Annotated in this window: 19 protein-coding genes; 13 read left to right on the forward strand and 6 right to left on the reverse strand. The window is 55.4% G+C overall.

The window, feature by feature from the left end:
• Positions 1-7 precede the first annotated feature (7 nt).
• From ACQG22_RS11845 to ACQG22_RS11860, 4 genes are read left to right on the forward strand one after another with little or no spacing between them, the layout of a single operon-like run.
• Positions 8-1,030: an ABC transporter permease gene (locus tag ACQG22_RS11845; protein ID WP_013096543.1), complete on the forward strand. Its 1,023-nt coding sequence runs from the start codon at positions 8-10 to the stop codon at positions 1,028-1,030.
• The gene (gene ddpC / locus ACQG22_RS11850) at positions 1,027-1,923 is read left to right on the forward strand and encodes a D,D-dipeptide ABC transporter permease (protein WP_013096542.1); all 897 of its coding nucleotides are present in this window, start codon (positions 1,027-1,029) and stop codon (positions 1,921-1,923) included. The genes ACQG22_RS11845 and ddpC overlap by 4 nt, the downstream gene beginning before the upstream one ends.
• Positions 1,920-2,906, forward strand: coding sequence for an ABC transporter ATP-binding protein (locus tag ACQG22_RS11855; RefSeq protein ID WP_013096541.1), 987 nt, complete (start codon positions 1,920-1,922; stop codon positions 2,904-2,906). Before ddpC ends, ACQG22_RS11855 begins: the two co-directional genes overlap by 4 nt.
• Complete coding sequence (locus ACQG22_RS11860; protein WP_029883328.1) at positions 2,899-3,828, forward strand: ABC transporter ATP-binding protein; 930 nt, start codon at positions 2,899-2,901, stop codon at positions 3,826-3,828. Before ACQG22_RS11855 ends, ACQG22_RS11860 begins: the two co-directional genes overlap by 8 nt.
• Here ACQG22_RS11860 and ACQG22_RS11865 read toward each other — a convergent pair.
• On the reverse strand, positions 3,825-4,574 hold the full coding sequence (locus ACQG22_RS11865) for an SDR family NAD(P)-dependent oxidoreductase (protein WP_029883329.1): 750 nt from the start codon (positions 4,572-4,574) through the stop codon (positions 3,825-3,827). The two genes, ACQG22_RS11860 and ACQG22_RS11865, sit on opposite strands and share 4 nt — an antisense overlap.
• A gap of 135 nt (positions 4,575-4,709) precedes the next feature.
• Between ACQG22_RS11865 and ACQG22_RS11870 the strand changes: the two genes are divergently transcribed.
• On the forward strand, positions 4,710-5,615 hold the full coding sequence (locus ACQG22_RS11870; RefSeq protein WP_040022616.1) for a LysR family transcriptional regulator: 906 nt from the start codon (positions 4,710-4,712) through the stop codon (positions 5,613-5,615).
• 23 nt (positions 5,616-5,638) lie between these two features.
• Here the strand turns inward: ACQG22_RS11870 and ACQG22_RS11875 are convergent, their stop codons facing one another.
• A complete protein-coding gene (locus tag ACQG22_RS11875; RefSeq protein WP_020690322.1) occupies positions 5,639-6,067 on the reverse strand; it encodes an OsmC family protein in 429 nt (142 codons plus the stop codon).
• Positions 6,068-6,148: 81 nt separating this feature from the next.
• Complete coding sequence (locus ACQG22_RS11880; protein ID WP_013096536.1) at positions 6,149-7,042, reverse strand: LysR family transcriptional regulator; 894 nt, start codon at positions 7,040-7,042, stop codon at positions 6,149-6,151.
• 111 nt (positions 7,043-7,153) lie between these two features.
• On the opposite strand from ACQG22_RS11880, the gene ACQG22_RS11885 reads away from it, so the two are divergent.
• The 6 genes from ACQG22_RS11885 to adhP all read left to right on the forward strand — a co-directional run bounded on the left by ACQG22_RS11885 (position 7,154) and on the right by adhP (position 13,803).
• Complete coding sequence (locus tag ACQG22_RS11885) at positions 7,154-8,005, forward strand: Vmh family MBL fold metallo-hydrolase (RefSeq protein WP_369706471.1); 852 nt, start codon at positions 7,154-7,156, stop codon at positions 8,003-8,005.
• Positions 8,006-8,237: 232 nt separating this feature from the next.
• Positions 8,238-8,453: a biofilm-dependent modulation protein gene (gene bdm, locus ACQG22_RS11890; RefSeq protein ID WP_013096534.1), complete on the forward strand. Its 216-nt coding sequence runs from the start codon at positions 8,238-8,240 to the stop codon at positions 8,451-8,453.
• Between the two features lie 95 nt (positions 8,454-8,548).
• Positions 8,549-8,686: a stationary-phase-induced ribosome-associated protein gene (gene sra, locus ACQG22_RS11895; RefSeq protein WP_013096533.1), complete on the forward strand. Its 138-nt coding sequence runs from the start codon at positions 8,549-8,551 to the stop codon at positions 8,684-8,686.
• Between the two features lie 176 nt (positions 8,687-8,862).
• Positions 8,863-10,560, forward strand: coding sequence for an NAD-dependent malic enzyme (locus tag ACQG22_RS11900; RefSeq protein ID WP_013096532.1), 1,698 nt, complete (start codon positions 8,863-8,865; stop codon positions 10,558-10,560).
• Positions 10,561-10,887: 327 nt separating this feature from the next.
• Entirely contained in the window at positions 10,888-12,597 is a 1,710-nt protein-coding gene (locus tag ACQG22_RS11905) for an ABC-F family ATP-binding cassette domain-containing protein (protein WP_369706470.1), read from the forward strand.
• A 195-nt stretch (positions 12,598-12,792) separates the two neighbouring features.
• On the forward strand, positions 12,793-13,803 hold the full coding sequence (adhP, locus tag ACQG22_RS11910) for an alcohol dehydrogenase AdhP (protein WP_013096530.1): 1,011 nt from the start codon (positions 12,793-12,795) through the stop codon (positions 13,801-13,803).
• Between the two features lie 61 nt (positions 13,804-13,864).
• Here adhP and araJ read toward each other — a convergent pair whose 3' ends face one another.
• On the reverse strand, positions 13,865-15,040 hold the full coding sequence (araJ, locus tag ACQG22_RS11915) for an MFS transporter AraJ (RefSeq protein ID WP_057072360.1): 1,176 nt from the start codon (positions 15,038-15,040) through the stop codon (positions 13,865-13,867).
• Between the two features lie 167 nt (positions 15,041-15,207).
• Here araJ and ppk2 point away from each other — a divergent pair, with 167 nt between their 5' ends.
• Both ppk2 and ACQG22_RS11925 read left to right on the forward strand, forming a co-directional pair.
• On the forward strand, positions 15,208-16,026 hold the full coding sequence (gene ppk2, locus ACQG22_RS11920) for a polyphosphate kinase 2 (protein ID WP_013096528.1): 819 nt from the start codon (positions 15,208-15,210) through the stop codon (positions 16,024-16,026).
• Positions 16,027-16,315: 289 nt separating this feature from the next.
• Positions 16,316-16,639 carry a CcdB family protein gene (locus ACQG22_RS11925; protein ID WP_071843270.1) on the forward strand — a complete coding sequence of 108 codons (324 nt, stop codon included), beginning with the start codon at positions 16,316-16,318 and terminating at the stop codon, positions 16,637-16,639.
• A 39-nt stretch (positions 16,640-16,678) separates the two neighbouring features.
• Here ACQG22_RS11925 and fdnI read toward each other — a convergent pair whose 3' ends face one another.
• Positions 16,679-17,335, reverse strand: coding sequence for a formate dehydrogenase-N subunit gamma (fdnI, locus tag ACQG22_RS11930; RefSeq protein WP_013096526.1), 657 nt, complete (start codon positions 17,333-17,335; stop codon positions 16,679-16,681).
• A complete protein-coding gene (gene fdxH, locus ACQG22_RS11935) occupies positions 17,328-18,212 on the reverse strand; it encodes a formate dehydrogenase subunit beta (protein WP_161657120.1) in 885 nt (294 codons plus the stop codon). The genes fdnI and fdxH overlap by 8 nt, the downstream gene beginning before the upstream one ends.
• Positions 18,213-18,214 lie beyond the last annotated feature (2 nt).

The raw sequence follows: 18,214 nt of genomic DNA on the forward strand, positions 1-18,214 counted from the left end.
AAAGTGTATGACGTTCTGGAGCATTGTGCGCCAGCGCTGCTGGGGGTTAATCCTGGTAGTAGCCGGTGTCTGTATCATCACCTTTATCATTTCACACCTGATCCCCGGCGATCCGGCCCGCCTGCTGGCCGGTGACCGTGCCAGCGACGAGATTGTGCAAAACATTCGCCAGCAACTGGGACTGGATCAGCCGCTCTATATCCAGTTTGGCCGCTATGTAGACGCCCTGGCGCACGGCGATTTAGGGACCTCTATCCGTACCGGGCGGCCGGTGGCGGAAGATTTAAAAGCCTTCTTCCCTGCCACGCTGGAGCTGGCGTTCTGTTCCCTGCTGCTGGCGCTGGTGATCGGCGTTCCGCTGGGGATTTTATCGGCGGTCTACCGTAACCGCTGGCTGGATCATCTGGTACGGCTGATGGCGATGACAGGGATCTCCACACCGGCCTTCTGGCTGGGTCTGGGCGTCATCGTCTTGTTCTACGGCCATCTGCAGCTTCTGCCCGGCGGCGGCAGGCTGGACGACTGGCTCGACCCGCCTGCCCACGTGACGGGCTTTTATCTGCTGGATGCCCTGCTGGAGGGTAACGGCGAGGTCTTTTTCAACGCCCTGCAACACCTGATTTTACCGTCACTGACGCTGGCGTTTGTTCATCTTGGCATCGTGGCGCGTCAGGTACGTTCCGCCATGCTGGAGCAGCTCAGCGAAGATTATATTCGCACCGCCCGCGCCAGCGGCTTGCCGGGCTGGTATATCGTCCTGCGGTATGCCCTGCCGAATGCGATGATCCCGTCCATTACCGTACTCGGGCTGGCGCTGGGCGATCTGCTTTATGGTGCGGTACTGACCGAAACCGTCTTTGCCTGGCCAGGCATGGGCGCCTGGGTGGTGACCTCCATTCAGGCGCTGGATTTCCCTGCCGTCATGGGCTTCGCCGTGGTGGTTTCACTGGCCTATGTGGTCGTCAATCTGGTGGTTGATCTGCTCTATCTGTGGATTGACCCTCGTATCGGGCGCGGAGGTGCCGAATGATGTTGACTGAGGAAACGCCCGTCCCCGTAAACACAACGAAACCGGGCATCGACTGGGCAAGGCTGTTCTGGATGCTGCGTCAAAGCCCGCTCACGCTGATCGGCGGGGTGATTATGCTGGTGATGCTGTTGCTGATGGTAACTTCACCGTGGATCGTCCCCCATGATCCGAACGCGCTGGATCTCACTGCCCGGTTGCAGGCCCCGTCTGCGCAACACTGGTTTGGTACCGATGAAGTCGGACGCGATCTGTTCAGCCGCGTGCTGGTCGGTAGCCAGCAATCCATTACCGCCGGGCTGGCGGTGGTGGTGATTGCCGGGAGTATCGGCTCGCTGCTGGGCTGTTTGTCCGGCGTGCTGGGCGGGCGCGGCGATGCCATCATTATGCGGGTGATGGACATTATGCTCTCCATTCCCTCCCTGGTACTGACCATGGCGCTGGCGGCGGCGCTTGGGCCGAGTCTGTTTAACGCCATGCTGGCGATTGCGATTGTGCGTATCCCGTTTTACGTTCGCCTGGCACGCGGGCAAACCCTGGTGGTGCGCCAGTTTACCTATGTGCAGGCCGCGCGCACTTTTGGCGCATCGCGCTGGCATTTGATCAGCTGGCACATTCTGCGTAACGCCCTGCCACCGCTGATCGTGCAGGCCTCGCTGGATATTGGCAGCGCCATTCTGATGGCCGCCACGCTGGGCTTTATCGGCCTTGGGGCACAGCAGCCCACCGCCGAATGGGGAGCAATGGTGGCCGTGGGCCGCAACTATGTGCTCGACCAGTGGTGGTACTGCGCCTTTCCTGGTGCGGCAATTCTGGTCACTGCCGTCGGGTTTAATCTGTTTGGTGACGGCATTCGCGACCTGCTGGATCCGAAATCGGGAGGAAAACAGGCATGAGCGAAGCAGTATTAACCATTGAAGATTTACACCTGAGCTTCCCGATATTTCGCGGTGAAGTTCACGCCCTGAACCACGTATCGCTGGAGATCAAACGCGGCGAGATTGTTGGCGTAGTGGGCGAATCCGGCTCCGGAAAATCGGTAACGGCGATGCTGACCATGCGTCTGCTGCCGGAGGGCAGTTACCGGGTCCATCGCGGGCAGGTAAAACTGTTGGGTGAAGATGTCCTGAATGCTTCGGAAAAACAGCTCCGCCAGTGGCGCGGTGCCAAAGTGGCGATGATTTTTCAGGAGCCGATGACAGCGCTGAACCCAACGCGACGAATTGGCAAACAGATGGTGGAGGTGATCCGCCAGCATCAGCCCCTTTCACGGCGTGATGCCGGGAAAAAAGCGATTACCCTGCTGGAAGAGATGCAGATCCCGGATGCGGCGGAGGTCATGGAACGTTATCCGTTCGAGCTGTCCGGTGGCATGCGCCAGCGGGTGATGATTGCGCTGGCCTTCTCCTGCGAGCCTGAACTGATTATTGCCGATGAGCCGACCACCGCACTGGACGTCACCGTCCAGCTACAGGTACTGCGATTGCTGAAGCATAAAGCGCGGGCCAGCGGAACCTCGGTACTGTTCATCAGCCACGATATGGCGGTGGTTTCACAGCTCTGCGATCGGATGTATGTCATGTACGCCGGGAGCGTGATTGAAAGCGGCACCACGCAAACGCTGATCCACCATCCCGTTCATCCCTATTCCATCGGCCTGCTGCAGTGTGCGCCTGAAAACGGCGAGCCGCGCGAGATGCTGCCTGCCATCCCCGGTACAGTGCCCAATCTTAGCCAGCTTCCGCGCGGGTGTGCTTTTCGGGAGCGCTGTTTTGCTGCGGGCGTAAAATGCACTGAAACGCCGCGCTTACTGCCTCAGGGGGCCGAAGGCCAGCGGGCGGCCTGCTGGTATCCGCAACAGGAGAAAACCCATGTCTGACGTACTGCTGGAACTGGATCGCGTGCACGTTAACTTTCCCGCACGCAAAAACTGGCTGGGGCGAGTCACGGAACAGGTGCACGCTCTTAACGGGCTGGATCTTCAGATCCATCGCGGCGAAACGCTGGGGATTGTTGGCGAATCCGGCTGTGGCAAAAGCACGCTGGCGCAGCTTTTAATGGGGATGCTCAAACCCAGTGCCGGCCTGTGTGCACGGACAAACCACGCGGGCGGTATGCAGATGGTGTTCCAGGATCCGCTCTCGTCGCTTGACCCGCGCCTGCCGGTCTGGCGCATTATCACCGAGCCGGTGTGGGTGCAAAAACGCAGCAGCGAACGGGAACGACGTCAGCTTGCTGAAAACCTGGCGCAGCAGGTCGGTATCCGCCCGGAATATCTCGACCGCCTGCCGCACGCCTTTTCCGGCGGGCAGCGCCAGCGTATTGCTATCGCCCGCGCTCTTTCCTCTGACCCGGACATCATCGTGCTGGATGAGCCCACCAGCGCGCTGGATATTTCCGTACAGGCGCAGATCCTCAATTTACTGGTGAAGCTGCAGCAGGAACGCAATCTGACCTATGTGCTGATATCCCATAACGTCTCGGTTGTCAGGCACATGAGCGATCGCGTGGCGGTGATGTATCTGGGGCAGATTGTCGAACTGGGCACGGCGGCACAGGTGCTGGTTACGCCGCGTCATCCCTACACCAGGCTGCTGCTCGATTCCGTTCCCAGAACCGGTGAGCCGCTGGATGAAAACCTGGCGCTGCGTAAAACGGATCTCCCGGGTAACCGCCATCTGCCCGAGGGGTGCTATTTCCGCGACCGTTGTCCGCAGGCCACGCAAGGGTGTGAACGCCCGCAGCCGCTACAGCCTTCACACGAGGGCCGTAGCGTGCGCTGCTGGCGTAATGTGGATTAAATTTGCGCCATCCCACCATCAACAAACAGCTCGGTGGCGTTAATAAAGCTGGCCGCGTCAGAGGCCAGAAACGCCACCACTTTCCCCACCTCGCCCGGCGCACCTAAACGTCCTAACGGAACCTGTGCAGCCAGCGCATCGTACAGCCCCTGACGATGTTCTTCTGGCACCAGTTCGCCGAGTCCCGGGGTTTTGACGGGGCCAGGACTGACCACGTTGATACGGATCCCACGGCCCTGCAGATCCAGCGCCCAGGAGCGGGCAAAGTTGCGCACGGCGGCTTTGCTGGCGCTGTAGACGCTAAAGTTTGCCGTTCCCTTTATCGACACCGTTGAACCGGTCAGAATAATGGACGACCCGGCAGATAACAGCGGCAGCGCTTTTTGTACTGTAAACAGCACTCCGCGCACGTTTGTGCCGAAAATACGGTCAAACTGCTCCTCGGTGATTGCTCCCAGCGGCAGCATATCTCCGCCACCCGCATTGGCGAACAAAATATCGAGACGCCCTTCTTCTTTTGCTATCTGCGCATAGACTCGATCCAGATCGGCGAGTTGTGAGACGTCGGCACGAATACCCACCGCACGGGAATCAATTTGTGCGACGGCGGCATCCAGCTCGGCCTGTCGACGACCGGTGATATAAACTTTGGCGCCCTGAGCCGCCAGCTCCTGCGCCGTGGCAAGACCAATACCGGTGCTGCCGCCAGTGACCAGTGCGATTTTTTCGAAGAGCGTTGTGTTCATGTCATTTACCTTTTGTTGGGTTTGCGTTGTGCGTTTTTGCTTGCGCTGGAGACACATTAGCCCTTGCCGGATTAGTGAAAAACCAGCAAAAATGAAAATGACTATTCACAGACAGAAATAATCGAGAGAAAAAAGATGGACCAGCTCATGGCGATGCGCGCCTTCACGCGGGTTGTGGAAACCGGTAGCTTTACCCGAGCGGCTGATTCGCTAAACATGCCCATTGCCACACTGAGCAAATTTGTGAAAGCGCTTGAGGCGCATCTTGAAATACGGCTGCTGCACCGTACCACCCGCCGGGTGGTCACGACGCCGGAAGGCGCGGAGTATTATGAAAAAGCGCTCAGGGTGCTCATTGATATCGAAGATATCGATACCTCGTTTCGCGTCTCTCACGCCACACCGAAAGGACATCTGCGGGTGGATATTGGCGGTTCGACTGCCCGCGACGTGCTCATCCCCCTGCTCCCGGATTTCATGCAGCGCTACCCGGATATTCGCATCGATCTTGGCGTGGCGGATCGTCCTGTTGATTTGATCAGCGGCAACGTGGATTGTGTGATCAGAGGCGGTCCGCTGAACGATTCCACCCTTATCGCCCGTCATCTGGGCGACGCCGACATGGTGACCTGCGCAACGCCGGGCTATCTGAAAAAGCACGGCGTTCCGGCTTATCCCCAAGAGTTGCGCAACGGACATAAACTTATAAGCTATCTCTCCCCGGTCACCGGGCGACCCTTTCCGTTTCGCTTCAGGAAAGGCGGCGAGGTGCAGGAGATCGGCATTTCGCACTATCTCGGCGTTAATGAAAGCAATGCGCACCTGGCAGCGGCGGTGGCAGGATTGGGCATCATTCAGACGTTTACGTATTCAGCAAAGACATATCTTCAGGCGGGTACGTTACAAGAAATTTTAAGCGACTGGCGCCCGGCCGCGTATCCGTTTCACGTGGTTTATCCGCAAAACCGGCATCTGACGCATCGGCTTAAGGCGTTTATTGCATGGCTGGCAGCGGTTTTTCCTGCTGCGCTGAAGGGATAGCCGGGCCTTCGCCCGGCTCAGGCTTAGTTAAGTTTATAGTCCAGCGTGATTTCCGCTTTCAGTACCTGCGACACCGGGCATCCTGCTTTCGCTTTCTGGATGATGCCGTCGAATTTCTGCGGGTCGATACCCGGTACGGTGACCTTGCTGTTTAGCGCAATTTTGCTGATTGCGAAGCCGCCATCGGTTTTATCCAGCGAGACATCCGCTGTGGTATCGATGGAATCGGCGGTATAGCCCGCTTCACCAATCATCAGCGACAGCGCCATTGAAAAACAGGCGGCGTGAGCTGCGCCAATCAACTCTTCCGGGTTAGTGCCTTTAGCGCCTTCGAAGCGGGTGTTAAAGCCGTAAGGTTGTTGATTCAGGACGCCACTTTCCGTTGAGACCGTCCCTTTGCCATTTTTGATATCACCAGACCAGTGTGCCGAACCGTGCTTATGAATCGTCATTCTTGCTCTCCTTTTGGCTGACAAAGGGGTAAGTATAGACGATGGTTCCGGCACCCCCAGGAACACAGACAATTCTGTAACCTATTCCCGCTGCGCGTCGCCTGACAGATGGTGCGCTATCTCATCAAGAAACACGCGCAACGCCGCGGGCTGATACTCCCGGGACTGATAAATACCGTGAATGGCTAACGCTTTGGGCGTCAGGCTGCTCAGCACCGGGACCAGCGTGCCCTGTTCAATCGCGGCATGTGCTTCCTGCTCCGGCAGCATGGCAATGCCGCAATGCTTCACCGCCGCCTCCATCAACAATGACGAGATGCTGGCGCTGAGGTTGCCGCTCACGGCGACGCTGACGTTTTCCCCTTCCGGCGTCAGGAAGTGCCACGCCTGACCGGCGAAAAAGCTGTAGTGCAGACAGTTGTGCTGCGCTAACTCCTCCACCTGCTCTGGCGTGCCGTGGGTTGCAAGATACTGCGGCGACGCGCACAGCACGGAACGGCACTCCCCAAGCCTGCGGGCGATCATCCCGGGCTCTGGGTTATCCGTGATGCGGATCGCCACATCAATGCGTTCCCCTACCAGACTCACCGGGTGGTTGTTCACATCCAGCTCAATGCGCAGCTGCGGGTAGCGCGAAAGCAAGCCGGGCAGCACCGGGGCAATCAGATGCATGGCGGTAAAATGGGCGCAGGCCACCCGTAGCGTGCCTGAAGGGAGATCTTTCTCCGACTGGCCCTCAATTTCCTGCGACAGCTGGGACAGCGTTCGCGTTTTTAGCAGCACCTTCTCTCCGGCCGCCGTCAGCGTCAGCTTGCGCGTTGAGCGGTTTACCAGCCGCGTACCGGCCCACTTCTCCATTTGCTCAAGATAGCGGCTCACCATCGGACGGGAGATCCCCAACGCCCGGGCTGCTGCACTCAGGCTTCCCAGCTCGCATATCCGGTTATAGACCTGAGCGGCAATAACGCGATCCATATAACACCCCATTTGCTCGATTTATGAAACAAAGCATGTCTTGTTTCAGGAATTCTGGCAAATGCGAATATCCGTACAATAAAGACTTTCCTGAACAACAGAGACATCAGAATGAAATTCACTCACCTTGCACTGCTCTCCACACTTATCACGCCCGCGGTGTTTGCTGCGCCATTAACCATTGATACCTATAACCCGCAGGACAAAGGGATGTTTGCGGTCTCCTCCACGCTGGTCTCTGGTCCAAAAGAGGCCGTGCTGTTTGACGCCCAGTTCAGCGTCAAAGATGGCGAAGCGCTGGTCGACAAAATTCGCAAAAGCGGGAAAACCCTGAACAAAATCGTCATTACCTCTGGCGATCCGGATTTCTATTTTGGACTGCAACCGCTGGTGAAAGCCTTCCCGAATGCCAAAGTGGTGGCCACACAGCAGGTGGTTGACCATATCAAGGCCACCAAAGACACCAAGCTTGCCTTCTGGGGACCGCAGATGAAAGACGGTGCGCCAACCGAACTTATCGTTCCGCAGGTACTGGCATCCACTACCTTCATGGTGGACGGCGAGAAGATTGATATCGAGCAGCCAGAAAGCTACGCCGCCTATGTCTGGATCCCTTCGGCTAAAACTATCCTCGGTGGTACCGGTGTCGCCTGGGGCATCCACGTCTGGACGGCAGACACCCAGACGCCAGCCAGCCGCAAGCAGTGGCAACAGACGCTGGAAAGCATGGCGGCACATAAGCCTGAACGCGTGATCCCGGGTCACTATCTGGGAACACCACCGGCAGGCAGCGGTGCTCTCGACTTTACCCGTGATTATCTCCAGCACTTCGAACAGGCGTTGTCAGAACATAAAACATCGACAGGCGTGATCAGCGCCATGAAAAAACAGTATCCGGGTCTGGCTGAAGAGAGCTCGCTGGAATTAAGCGCCAAAGTGAATACTGGCGAAATGAAGTGGTAATGTAAAATCTGCTCCTGCTATATTTCAATGATAGTAGGAGCACCTGCAAAATATCCTCGCGGTAAAGCCTCAATATATCCTCTCATTCTAAAAGCGCATAAAAGCATGCACTTATGTCATTTTTATTTCTAAGATGAATCTTAGACACAGCGACCAAAATATTTGCCATTCTGTTTGTGAATTAAATTTTTTGCGAGCCGTACCATTAAACAGACAACGACACGGAGGCAGCATGTTTACTTATTACCCGGCCAATACTGCAGCAGCACAACCTGAACTCGTTAACGCGATTGCACAGGGTCTTCACGCCGAGCATGGTGCTGTGACTGAAGATGACATTTTGATGGAACTGACCAAGTGGGTGGAATCCACAGACAATGACATCCTCAGTGACATCTACCAGCAGACCATTAACTACGTCGTCAGCGGGCAAAACGCACCTTTGTAAAAACCTGCTAAGCTGGATCTGCAACCTAAGGGGTTACATTTCGTTTGCGTAAGCGAACTGGTCCTTAAAACTATCAACAGGATTGAGGAGTTAACATGAAATCGAACCGTCAGGCACGCCATATACTGGGACTGAACTACAAGCTTTCTAACCAACGTAAAGTGGTGATTGAAGGCGACAGTGAAACACAGGTCACTCACGCCACCGGCAGAAAACGCCACGCGGGCAAGTAAGTCCCCAGGAGAGATCCTCAACACCATCGGCAAAACCGATGGTGTTTTTGTTTATGTGTTGCGGTAATTAATATTTAGCTCCTTTATAATACCGCCTGACCGCACCCCATCGCACAGGCCAGAAAGATGACAAACAGCAGTGTCAGGGACGGATCTTCAAAAAAAGAGTGAGTGACATGGACAACAAACTGAAAAAACATCGTTCCCTATACATCCCTTATGCCGGCCCGGTATTACTCGAATTCCCCCTGCTCAACAAAGGTAGCGCCTTCAGCATGGAAGAGCGCAGCAGCTTCAACCTGCTCGGTTTGCTGCCAGAAGTGGTGGAAACCATTGAAGAACAGGCAGAGCGCGCGTGGATCCAGTATCAGGGTTTCAAAACCGAAATCGACAAACATATTTACCTGCGCAACATTCAGGACACCAACGAAACCCTCTTCTATCGTCTGGTACAAAATCATCTCGAAGAGATGATGCCGGTGATCTACACCCCAACGGTGGGTGCCGCCTGCGAACGCTTCTCAGAGATCTACCGTCGCTCCCGTGGCGTCTTTATCTCTTATCAGAACCGCCACAACATGGACGATATTCTGCAGAACGTGCCGAACCACAATATCAAAGTGATCGTGGTGACCGACGGCGAACGTATTCTGGGTCTCGGTGACCAGGGTATTGGCGGCATGGGGATCCCAATCGGTAAGCTCTCTCTGTATACCGCCTGCGGCGGCATCAGCCCGGCGTATACCCTGCCGGTGGTGCTGGATGTGGGCACCAACAACCAGCAATTGCTTAACGACCCGCTGTATATGGGCTGGCGTCATCCGCGTATTACCGACGACGAGTATTATCAGTTTGTTGATGATTTCATCCAGGCGGTCAAGCACCGCTGGCCGGACGTGCTGCTGCAGTTTGAAGACTTCGCGCAGAAAAACGCGATGCCGTTGCTGAACCGCTATCGCGATGAGATCTGCTCTTTTAACGATGATATTCAGGGCACCGCCGCGGTCACCGTTGGCACGCTGATTGCCGCCAGTCGCGCGGCAGGCAGCCAACTGAGCTATCAGAAAATTGTCTTCCTGGGCGCAGGCTCTGCGGGTTGTGGTATCGCCGAGCAGATTATCGCCCAGACGCAGCGTGAAGGGCTAAGCGAAGAGCTGGCACGCTCCCGCGTGTTCATGGTCGACCGTTTCGGCCTGCTGACCGACGGCATGCCAAACCTGCTGCCGTTCCAGACCAAGCTGGTGCAGAAACGTGAGAATCTGAAGAACTGGGACACCGACAACGAAGTGCTCTCTCTGCTGGACGTAGTGCGCAACGTGAAGCCGGATATCCTGATTGGCGTCTCCGGTCAGACGGGGCTGTTCACCGAAGAGATCATTCGTGAGATGCACAAGCACTGCGAACGCCCTATCGTGATGCCGCTCTCCAACCCGACCTCGCGCGTGGAAGCAACGCCGCAGGACATCATTGCCTGGACCGAAGGGAACGCGCTGGTCGCAACCGGCAGCCCGTTCGATCCGGTGGTGTGGAAGGACAAAACCTATCCTATTGCCCAGTGCAACAACTCCTATATTTTCCCGGGCATTGGTCTGGGTGTGATCGCCTCCGGCGCGTCGCGCATTACCGATGAGATGCTGATGTCGGCAAGCGAAACCCTGGCGGGCCACTCGCCGCTGGTGAATGATGGCGAAGGACTGGTGCTGCCAGAGCTGAAAGACATTCACAAGGTGTCGCGTGCAATTGCGTTCGCGGTCGGGAAAATGGCCCAGCAGCAGGGTGTGGCAGTGAAAACCTCTGCCGATGCGCTGCAGCAGGCCATCGACGACAACTTCTGGATGCCGGAATACCGCAGCTACCGTCGTACTTCGATCTAACACTGTGTTCCGACCGTTCCCTCTCCCTGTGGGAGAGGGAATTACATTCGCCCCCCCTAGCCAAACCGCCTTTCCCCCGCTACACTCCTTTCATCCATTAACCCACTGAATATATAAGGAGGCCAATTATGCTGTACTGTGAAATTTTCAATGTTTCACATGCATTTGGTGATCGCACCAGCTCAAGCGTTATCGGTATCGTGCTGCGATAACTTCTGCTTGAGCGAAGACACCAACCCCTGAAATCCCTTCTCTCGGGCTTACTGAGTTATCGTCAGCGATGTTTGACGAGGCATAAACATGCCTGTAACTCTTGGGTAAGCAACAATGAGCACTTTACTCACTGCACAATCTTTACGTGTTGATACGGCGTTTGGCACGCTCTTCGACTCCCTCTCCTTTACGCTGAAAAAAGGCGACCGCATTGGCCTGCTGGGCGACAACGGCTGCGGCAAAAGTACGCTGCTGAAGGTGCTGGACGGCACAGACTCTCCCGCTGCCGGAAGCGTCGCGCTGGCCGGACACTGTCTGATGGCGCGCGTTGAGCAACATCTGCCAGAAGCCATTTATCCCCTGACCATGCTGGATGCCGTGCTGGCGCAACTGCCCACGACTGAGCGCGAGAGCCTGCGCTGGAAAGCAGAAACGCTGCTGGCGGGTATGGGTTTTACGCCGCAGGACATGGCCTTAACGTCGGCGACGCTGAGCGGCGGGCAACACACGCGTCTCCTGCTCGCGCGGGCGTTGATCGGCGATCCGGATCTGTTACTGCTGGACGAGCCGAGCAACCACCTCGATTTGCCTACCATGCTCTGGCTGGAACAATTTTTACAGAACTGGTCCGGCAGCTTTGTACTGGTCTCGCACGACAGGCAGTTGCTGGATGCCGTCACCAACGGTAGCTGGATCCTCCGCGATAAGATGTTGCACTACTTTGCCCTTCCCTGCACCGCCGCGCGCCAGGCGCTGGTGGCGAAAGACGAAAGCGATGCGCTGCGGCATAAGGCGGAGCAAAAGGAGATCGACCGCGTAACCGCCAGTGCCAGACGGCTGGCCACCTGGGGCAAGGTCTACGATAACGAAGATCTGGCCCGCAAAGCCAAACAGATGGAAAAACAGGTCGAGCGGCTAAAGGAGAGCCAGACAGAGCTCACGGCAGGCAGTCCGTGGACGTTAACCCTGCGTGGTGATGCCCTGCGAGCGGACCGACTGCTGGAGATGGAAAACCTCGGCGTACCGCCTGCACCTGGGTTGCCCGCTCTATTTCACGTCGACATTGCGCGGCTTAAAAGTGGCGATCGCGTGGCTATCGTCGGGCGTAACGGCTGCGGCAAATCATCGCTGATGAAGCTCATCTGGCGGCATTTCTCAGGTGAACCGTCAGAGGCTGGGCTAAAACTCCATCCTCGCGTGTCGCCAGGCTATTACGACCAGACGCTGAATCAGCTTCCGGATGAGGCAACGATCTTCGACGCGCTGGAGCCTTTTGCGCCAGCGCCACAGGATCGCAAGATGGCGCTTATCAGCGCCGGGTTCCCGTGGGCGCGTCACGGGCAAAAGGTCAACACCCTCAGCGGCGGGGAGCGTTCGCGCCTGCTGTTTGTCGGCCTGACGCTTGCCCGTTATAGCCTGCTGATGCTGGATGAGCCTACCAACCATCTGGACATGGAAGGCAAAGAGGCGCTGGCCACTACCCTGCAACAGTTTGACGGCGGAGTGCTGCTGGTCAGCCATGACCGGCAGCTGATCGCCCAAAGCTGCAATCGCTTCTGGCTGATTGAGGACGGTTTGCTTAGCGAATGGCATGACGCCGAAGCGGTGTTCGAACGGCTGCGTGAACGCACAGGCCTGATGGCGTCGTCGGCGTCACCCGCAGTCGCGGATGTTAAAGCGCAAGCCTCGGACGATCTGCTTGAAAGGCTGATCGCGCTGGAAACGCTACTGGCAGAAGACCTGGCGCGTAAGCCTAAGCATCAGAAACCACATCTGCAGGCGCAATGGCGCAAAGAGATTGAGGTGATAGAAGCAAAATTGTAGATCTGTGCCCGGCGAGCTTCTCGTCGGGCCAGTGAATTCCCCCCTAATTATTAGAGGATCGCTGTATTCTTAATCTGAAATCGCATCAATTGGTGACATTATGTTGCCGCCGCCTTGCATAACGCCTCTAAACTATTAATCCTTAAGTAGTATTCCCCTGCGATACACATACCCATCAAAAACAAGGAGAAACCTATGAAGGCTGCTGTTGTTACACAGGATCATCAGGTCAATGTTACCGAAAAAACCTTACGCCCACTGAAGCACGGCGAAGCCCTGCTCAAAATGGAGTGCTGTGGCGTTTGCCATACTGACCTCCACGTCAAAAATGGCGATTTCGGTGATAAAACCGGTGTGATCCTGGGCCACGAAGGGATTGGGATCGTGAAAGAAGTTGGACCTGGCGTGACGTCACTGAAAGTCGGCGACCGTGCAAGCGTCGCGTGGTTCTTTGAGGGCTGCGGCCACTGTGAATACTGTAATACCGGCAACGAAACCCTGTGCCGCGATGTGAAAAACGCCGGTTATTCCGTTGATGGCGGCATGGCTGAAGAGTGCATTGTCACCGCGGATTACGCGGTAAAAGTGCCTGACGGGCTGGATTCCGCTGCGGCCAGCAGCATAACCTGTGCCGGCGTCACCACTTACAAAGCGGTAAAAGTCTCCCATATCAAGCCGGGCCAGTGGATTGCGATCTACGGCCTGGGCGGACTGGGTAACCTCGCGCTGCAGTATGCGAAAAACGTCTTCAACGCCAAAGTCATCGCCCTTGACGTTAACGACGAACAGCTGAAGCTGGCTGCAAGCATGGGGGCGGATTTAACCATCAACTCCCGCAGCGAAGATGCCGCTAAAATCGTGCAGGAAAAAACCGGCGGCGCGCATGCGGCTGTGGTAACCGCGGTCGCGAAAGCAGCGTTTAACTCGGCGGTGGACGCGGTGCGTGCCGGTGGTCGCGTGGTGGCCGTTGGCCTGCCGCCGGAAGCCATGAGCCTTGATATCCCCCGTCTGGTGCTGGACGGTATCCAGGTGGTCGGCTCGCTGGTTGGTACCCGTCAGGATCTGCAGGAAGCATTCCAGTTCGCTGCCGAAGGCAAAGTGGTGCCAAAAGTGACAATGCGCCCGCTGGAAGATATCAATGCCATCTTCAAAGAGATGGAACAGGGCCAGATCCGCGGCCGTATGGTGATTGATTTACGCTCGTAACGGTCCGTTCCCGCTAACCGCTCCGTTTATGGGGCGGTTTTTTATGACCACATTCCGGCACTCAGGCCAGCGCACGAGCATCAGACTGAGCCCGCCGGGCGCGCAGATAGCCATACACCAGCAGCGCGCTCATCGCCAGGAAGGATAATATCGCCGCCGGTAGCGTGACATAGCTCCAGCTAAAACCGAGCGTAATCATCATTCCGCCAAAATAAGCACCAATCGCACTGCCCAGGTTAAAGGCCATCTGCCCGCCTGCGGCACCAAGCATTTCCCCTCCTTTCGCATTTTGCAGCAGCAGAATTTGCAGTGGTGCAGAGAGTGCGAACAGCCCGGCACAGCAGATGAACCCCATCACCAGCGACGCGGTTTTCTGTTCACCAAAGGCGAAAAGCAATAACAGTGAGGCGACAATCACCATATCGGTCGTAGCAGCAATACGCAGCGGGCTGAAACGACCCGATAGTTTCCCGCTCAGCAGGTTACCCAGCACCATGCCGAGGCCCATTAACATCATGATGATCGTCATCAGCCCCTCGGAGAAGCCAGAGACATTGACCATAAACGGCTTCACAAAACTGAACCACGCAAAAACGCCAGCGTTGCCAAACATGGTGGCGGCGAAAATCAGCCACGGCTCCGGTTTTTTCAGGAAGTGAAACTGCTCGGTGAGTTTTATTTCTGATGCGTCATGAAGGTTTGGTACCCACACCAGCACCGAGAGAATCACCAGCGCGTCAAACAGGGCTATCAGGAAAAAGGTATAGCGCCAGTTGAATGTATGCCCCAGCCAGGTTCCAAACGGAACCCCCACCAGATTCGCCACGGTCATCCCGGCGATCATCCCCGCTACGGCCACCGTCACCTTACCCGGTGGCGCTATTTTCGAGAGGATAATCGCCCCCACACCGAAAATTGCGCCGTGCGGGAACCCCGAGATTAAGCGCCCTGCCGCCAGCCAAAAATAGGATGTTGAAAAGGTAAACATCGCGTTGCCCACCGCACACAGGGCAACCAGAAACAGCAGCGTGGTTTTTAACGAGAACTTACTGGAAAACAGCGCCACAATCGGCGCGCCAATCACCACGCCAAAGGCGTAAAACGAAATCATATTTCCGGCGGAGGGAATGGAAATGCCGGTATCATGCGCCAGTTCCGTCAGGACACCCATAATGCCAAATTCAGCCATGCCCAGGCCAAACGTGCTAAGGGCTAACGAGAAAATTGTCTTTTTCATACCACAACCACGAGTGAAAATTCGCAGCGGGCATTATTGAATAATCTTGTATGGTGAGCCAGTTCAAATCAGCAGACTGACACGTTAATCCATTAATTCAGGTGAATTACACTTCTTAATGCGGCCTCGCTTCTTCCCCGCGACCGGACAACCTGAGGATGACAATCATGGCAAGTAACAAGAAAACCAGCGTCGCTGTTGATGTCGTTAAAAATGCCCCTCTGAAAACAAAAGAGTATGAAAAAGAGCTTCGTCGCCTTCACGTTGAACTGGTCAAACTCCAGCAATGGGTTGTCGCCAAAGGATTGAAAGTCTGCATCGTGTTTGAGGGACGCGACGGGGCCGGTAAAGGCGGCACCATAAAAGCGATAACCGAACGCGTCAGCCCGCGCGTATTCCGGGTTGTCGCGCTGCCTGCGCCTACAGAGAAAGAGAAAACGCAGCTTTATTTCCAGCGTTATGTTCCGCACCTGCCCGCTGCCGGTGAAATCGTTATTTTTGACCGCAGCTGGTACAACCGCGCAGGCGTTGAACGGGTGATGGGGTTCTGCACGCCGGAACAGGTTGAAAAGTTTCTTGATGGCGCACCGGTGATGGAAAAAGCGATGGTCGATGCCGGGATCATTTTGCTGAAATACTGGCTTGAAGTGACGCCGAAAGAGCAGGAACGCAGGCTACGCGATCGCATCAACGATGGCCGCAAGATCTGGAAATTATCGCCTATGGATATTAAATCGTTCAATTTATGGGATGAATACACCGTAGCGCGGGATGCCATGTTTGCCTCCACGGACACTGCCTGGGCACCGTGGTTTGTGGCGCGCTCGGAAGATAAAAAACGCGTGCGGTTGAATATTATCTCCCATCTGCTTTCGCAGATCCCGTATAAAGAACTTCACGTTGAAAAAGTGGATTTGCCGAAGCGAAAAATTGGCAAAGTCAAACCGACAAAATATCCTTTCCGATATATTGCGGAGAAATTCTGATAAGCTGGAATACGGCTCGCATAATGAAGATTACCAGGGGAAACGGTATTGTTTTTTGTTGGCTGCGGTTGATAATGACCGCACCAACAAAGGAGATACCCATGAAACACTCAGCCGTGACGCCCCAACCCTTATGCACGCAATCCCGTGATTTACGACGTCATCATGAAATCGTCCCGACTTCAGTACGTACGCCATCCGCGGAGGATCGCGCATTTATACAAGCCATGAATGAGTTTGTGGAAAAACACGGAACCCTTACAGACGATGAATTTTTCAGGGTATTTTGATGCTTAAACAATTCAACGTTTATCGTAATCTTTCACCAGCAACCAGAGATATCCTGCCTTACTACATGCTTATTCAGGATGACTATTATGCTGATCTTACAACACGCGTTATTGTTCCACTTATGAGGAACAATAGATTACCAATATGGCAGAGTCACCTTGCCCCCAGAATAAATATAGATTTCGAAACGCTACTTATTTATTCACCAATGATAAGTAACCTTAATAATCAGAAAATTAATAGCAAAGATTTTGTGTGTAATTTACGCAATGCTCGTCATGATGTTATAGCCGCCGTTGATCGTTTATTGACTAACACATGAGCGAAGCGCCGCCGGGCAAAGCCGACGGCGCAGGACGTTTTACTTCATCCCTTCCGTACTCTCCTGTTTCGCTTCCTGTCGCTCCACTTCCCGGTACCATCGTGGGTGGTGTTTCTGCGCCCAGCGGCGGCTCACCTTCCCTTCAATCATGCCTTTAATCGACCCTTTAACCCAGAACGCCATATACATATGGATCAAAATGGCATGGATCAGAATGATGGCTGAGGTTGCGTGGATCAGCAGCGCGTAGCGGATGACCTGCATCGGGAAGTACTGCGCAAAATAAGGACGCCAGATGATCACACCAGTCACCAGCAGGACGAAAATCATGCTCATGATGCTCCAGAACATCATCTTCTGTCCGGCATTGTATTTACCGACCTTCGCGACTTTATGTTCGTTCCCCTTCAGGACCTCAATAATGCCCTTCAGCCAGGGAATATCCTGCTTGTCCGGGATATTGTGGTGGACGAAACGCACAAACATAAACATCAGCACCACAAAAATCAGTACGCCAAAAAACGGGTGCAGAATACGCCCCATCTGCGGCGTGCCGAACGTTTCCGTCAGCCATTGCAGCGTCGGGAAGAAGAACGAAATTCCGGATACGGCCACCAGGAAGAAGCAGATCACCACCGTCCAGTGACAGGCGCGATCGACAAACTTTGTGCGCACTATCATTTTCGACTTACTCATGATGCTCCTCCTCGTCGTCATCCACCTCTTTATTCGGCCCGATACCGATGTAGTGATAAATCAGCCCGGCAAAGGTGGCGATAAAGCCCGCCGCCGAGAGTGGTTTTAGCGCCCCTTTCCACAGGTTGATGGAGGTATCGATCGCCGGATCTTTCGGCAGATTGTGGTACAGCTCCGACTGGTCATTGTGATGCAGAACGTACATCACGTGCGTACCGCCCACCCCCTGCGGGTTGTAGATGCCCGCCTTGTCGTAGCCGCGCGCTTTTAGTTTGTCCACGCGCTGCTGCGCCACCTCCAGCATCTCTTTCTTGGTGCCGAAGTGAATGGCCCCGGTTGGACAGGTCTTGACGCAGGCAGGCTCCTGCCCGACGCTGACGCGGTCTACGCACAGGGTGCATTTGTATACCCGGTTATCCTCTTTATTGAGGCGCGGGATGTTAAACGGACAACCCGCAATGCAATATCCGCAGCCGATACAGTTATCCTGCTGGAAGTCGACGATCCCGTTCGCATACTGGATGATGGCGCCTGCAGACGGGCAGGCCTTGAGGCAGCCCGGATCTTCACAGTGCATACAGCCGTCTTTTCGAATCAGCCACTCCAGCTTGCCGTTCTGGTCAGTTTCGCTAAAACGCATCACCGTCCAGGATTTGGCGCTCAGATCGGCCGGGTTGTCGTAAACGCCAACGCAGTGCCCTACCTCATCGCGGATATCATTCCACTCTGAACAAGCCACCTGGCAGGCTTTGCAGCCCACGCAGGAAGAGACATCGATAAGCTTGGCGACTTCGGCCTTATAATCCCGCGCGCGCGGCGCGGGCGTTATCGGGTTGGTCGCGGAGCGTTTGATAATGTCTTGTGTTTCCATCGCCATTT

The organism is Enterobacter cloacae complex sp. 309I3 (genome assembly GCF_050031595.1).
Taxonomy (GTDB): Bacteria; Pseudomonadota; Gammaproteobacteria; order Enterobacterales; family Enterobacteriaceae; genus Enterobacter; species Enterobacter cloacae.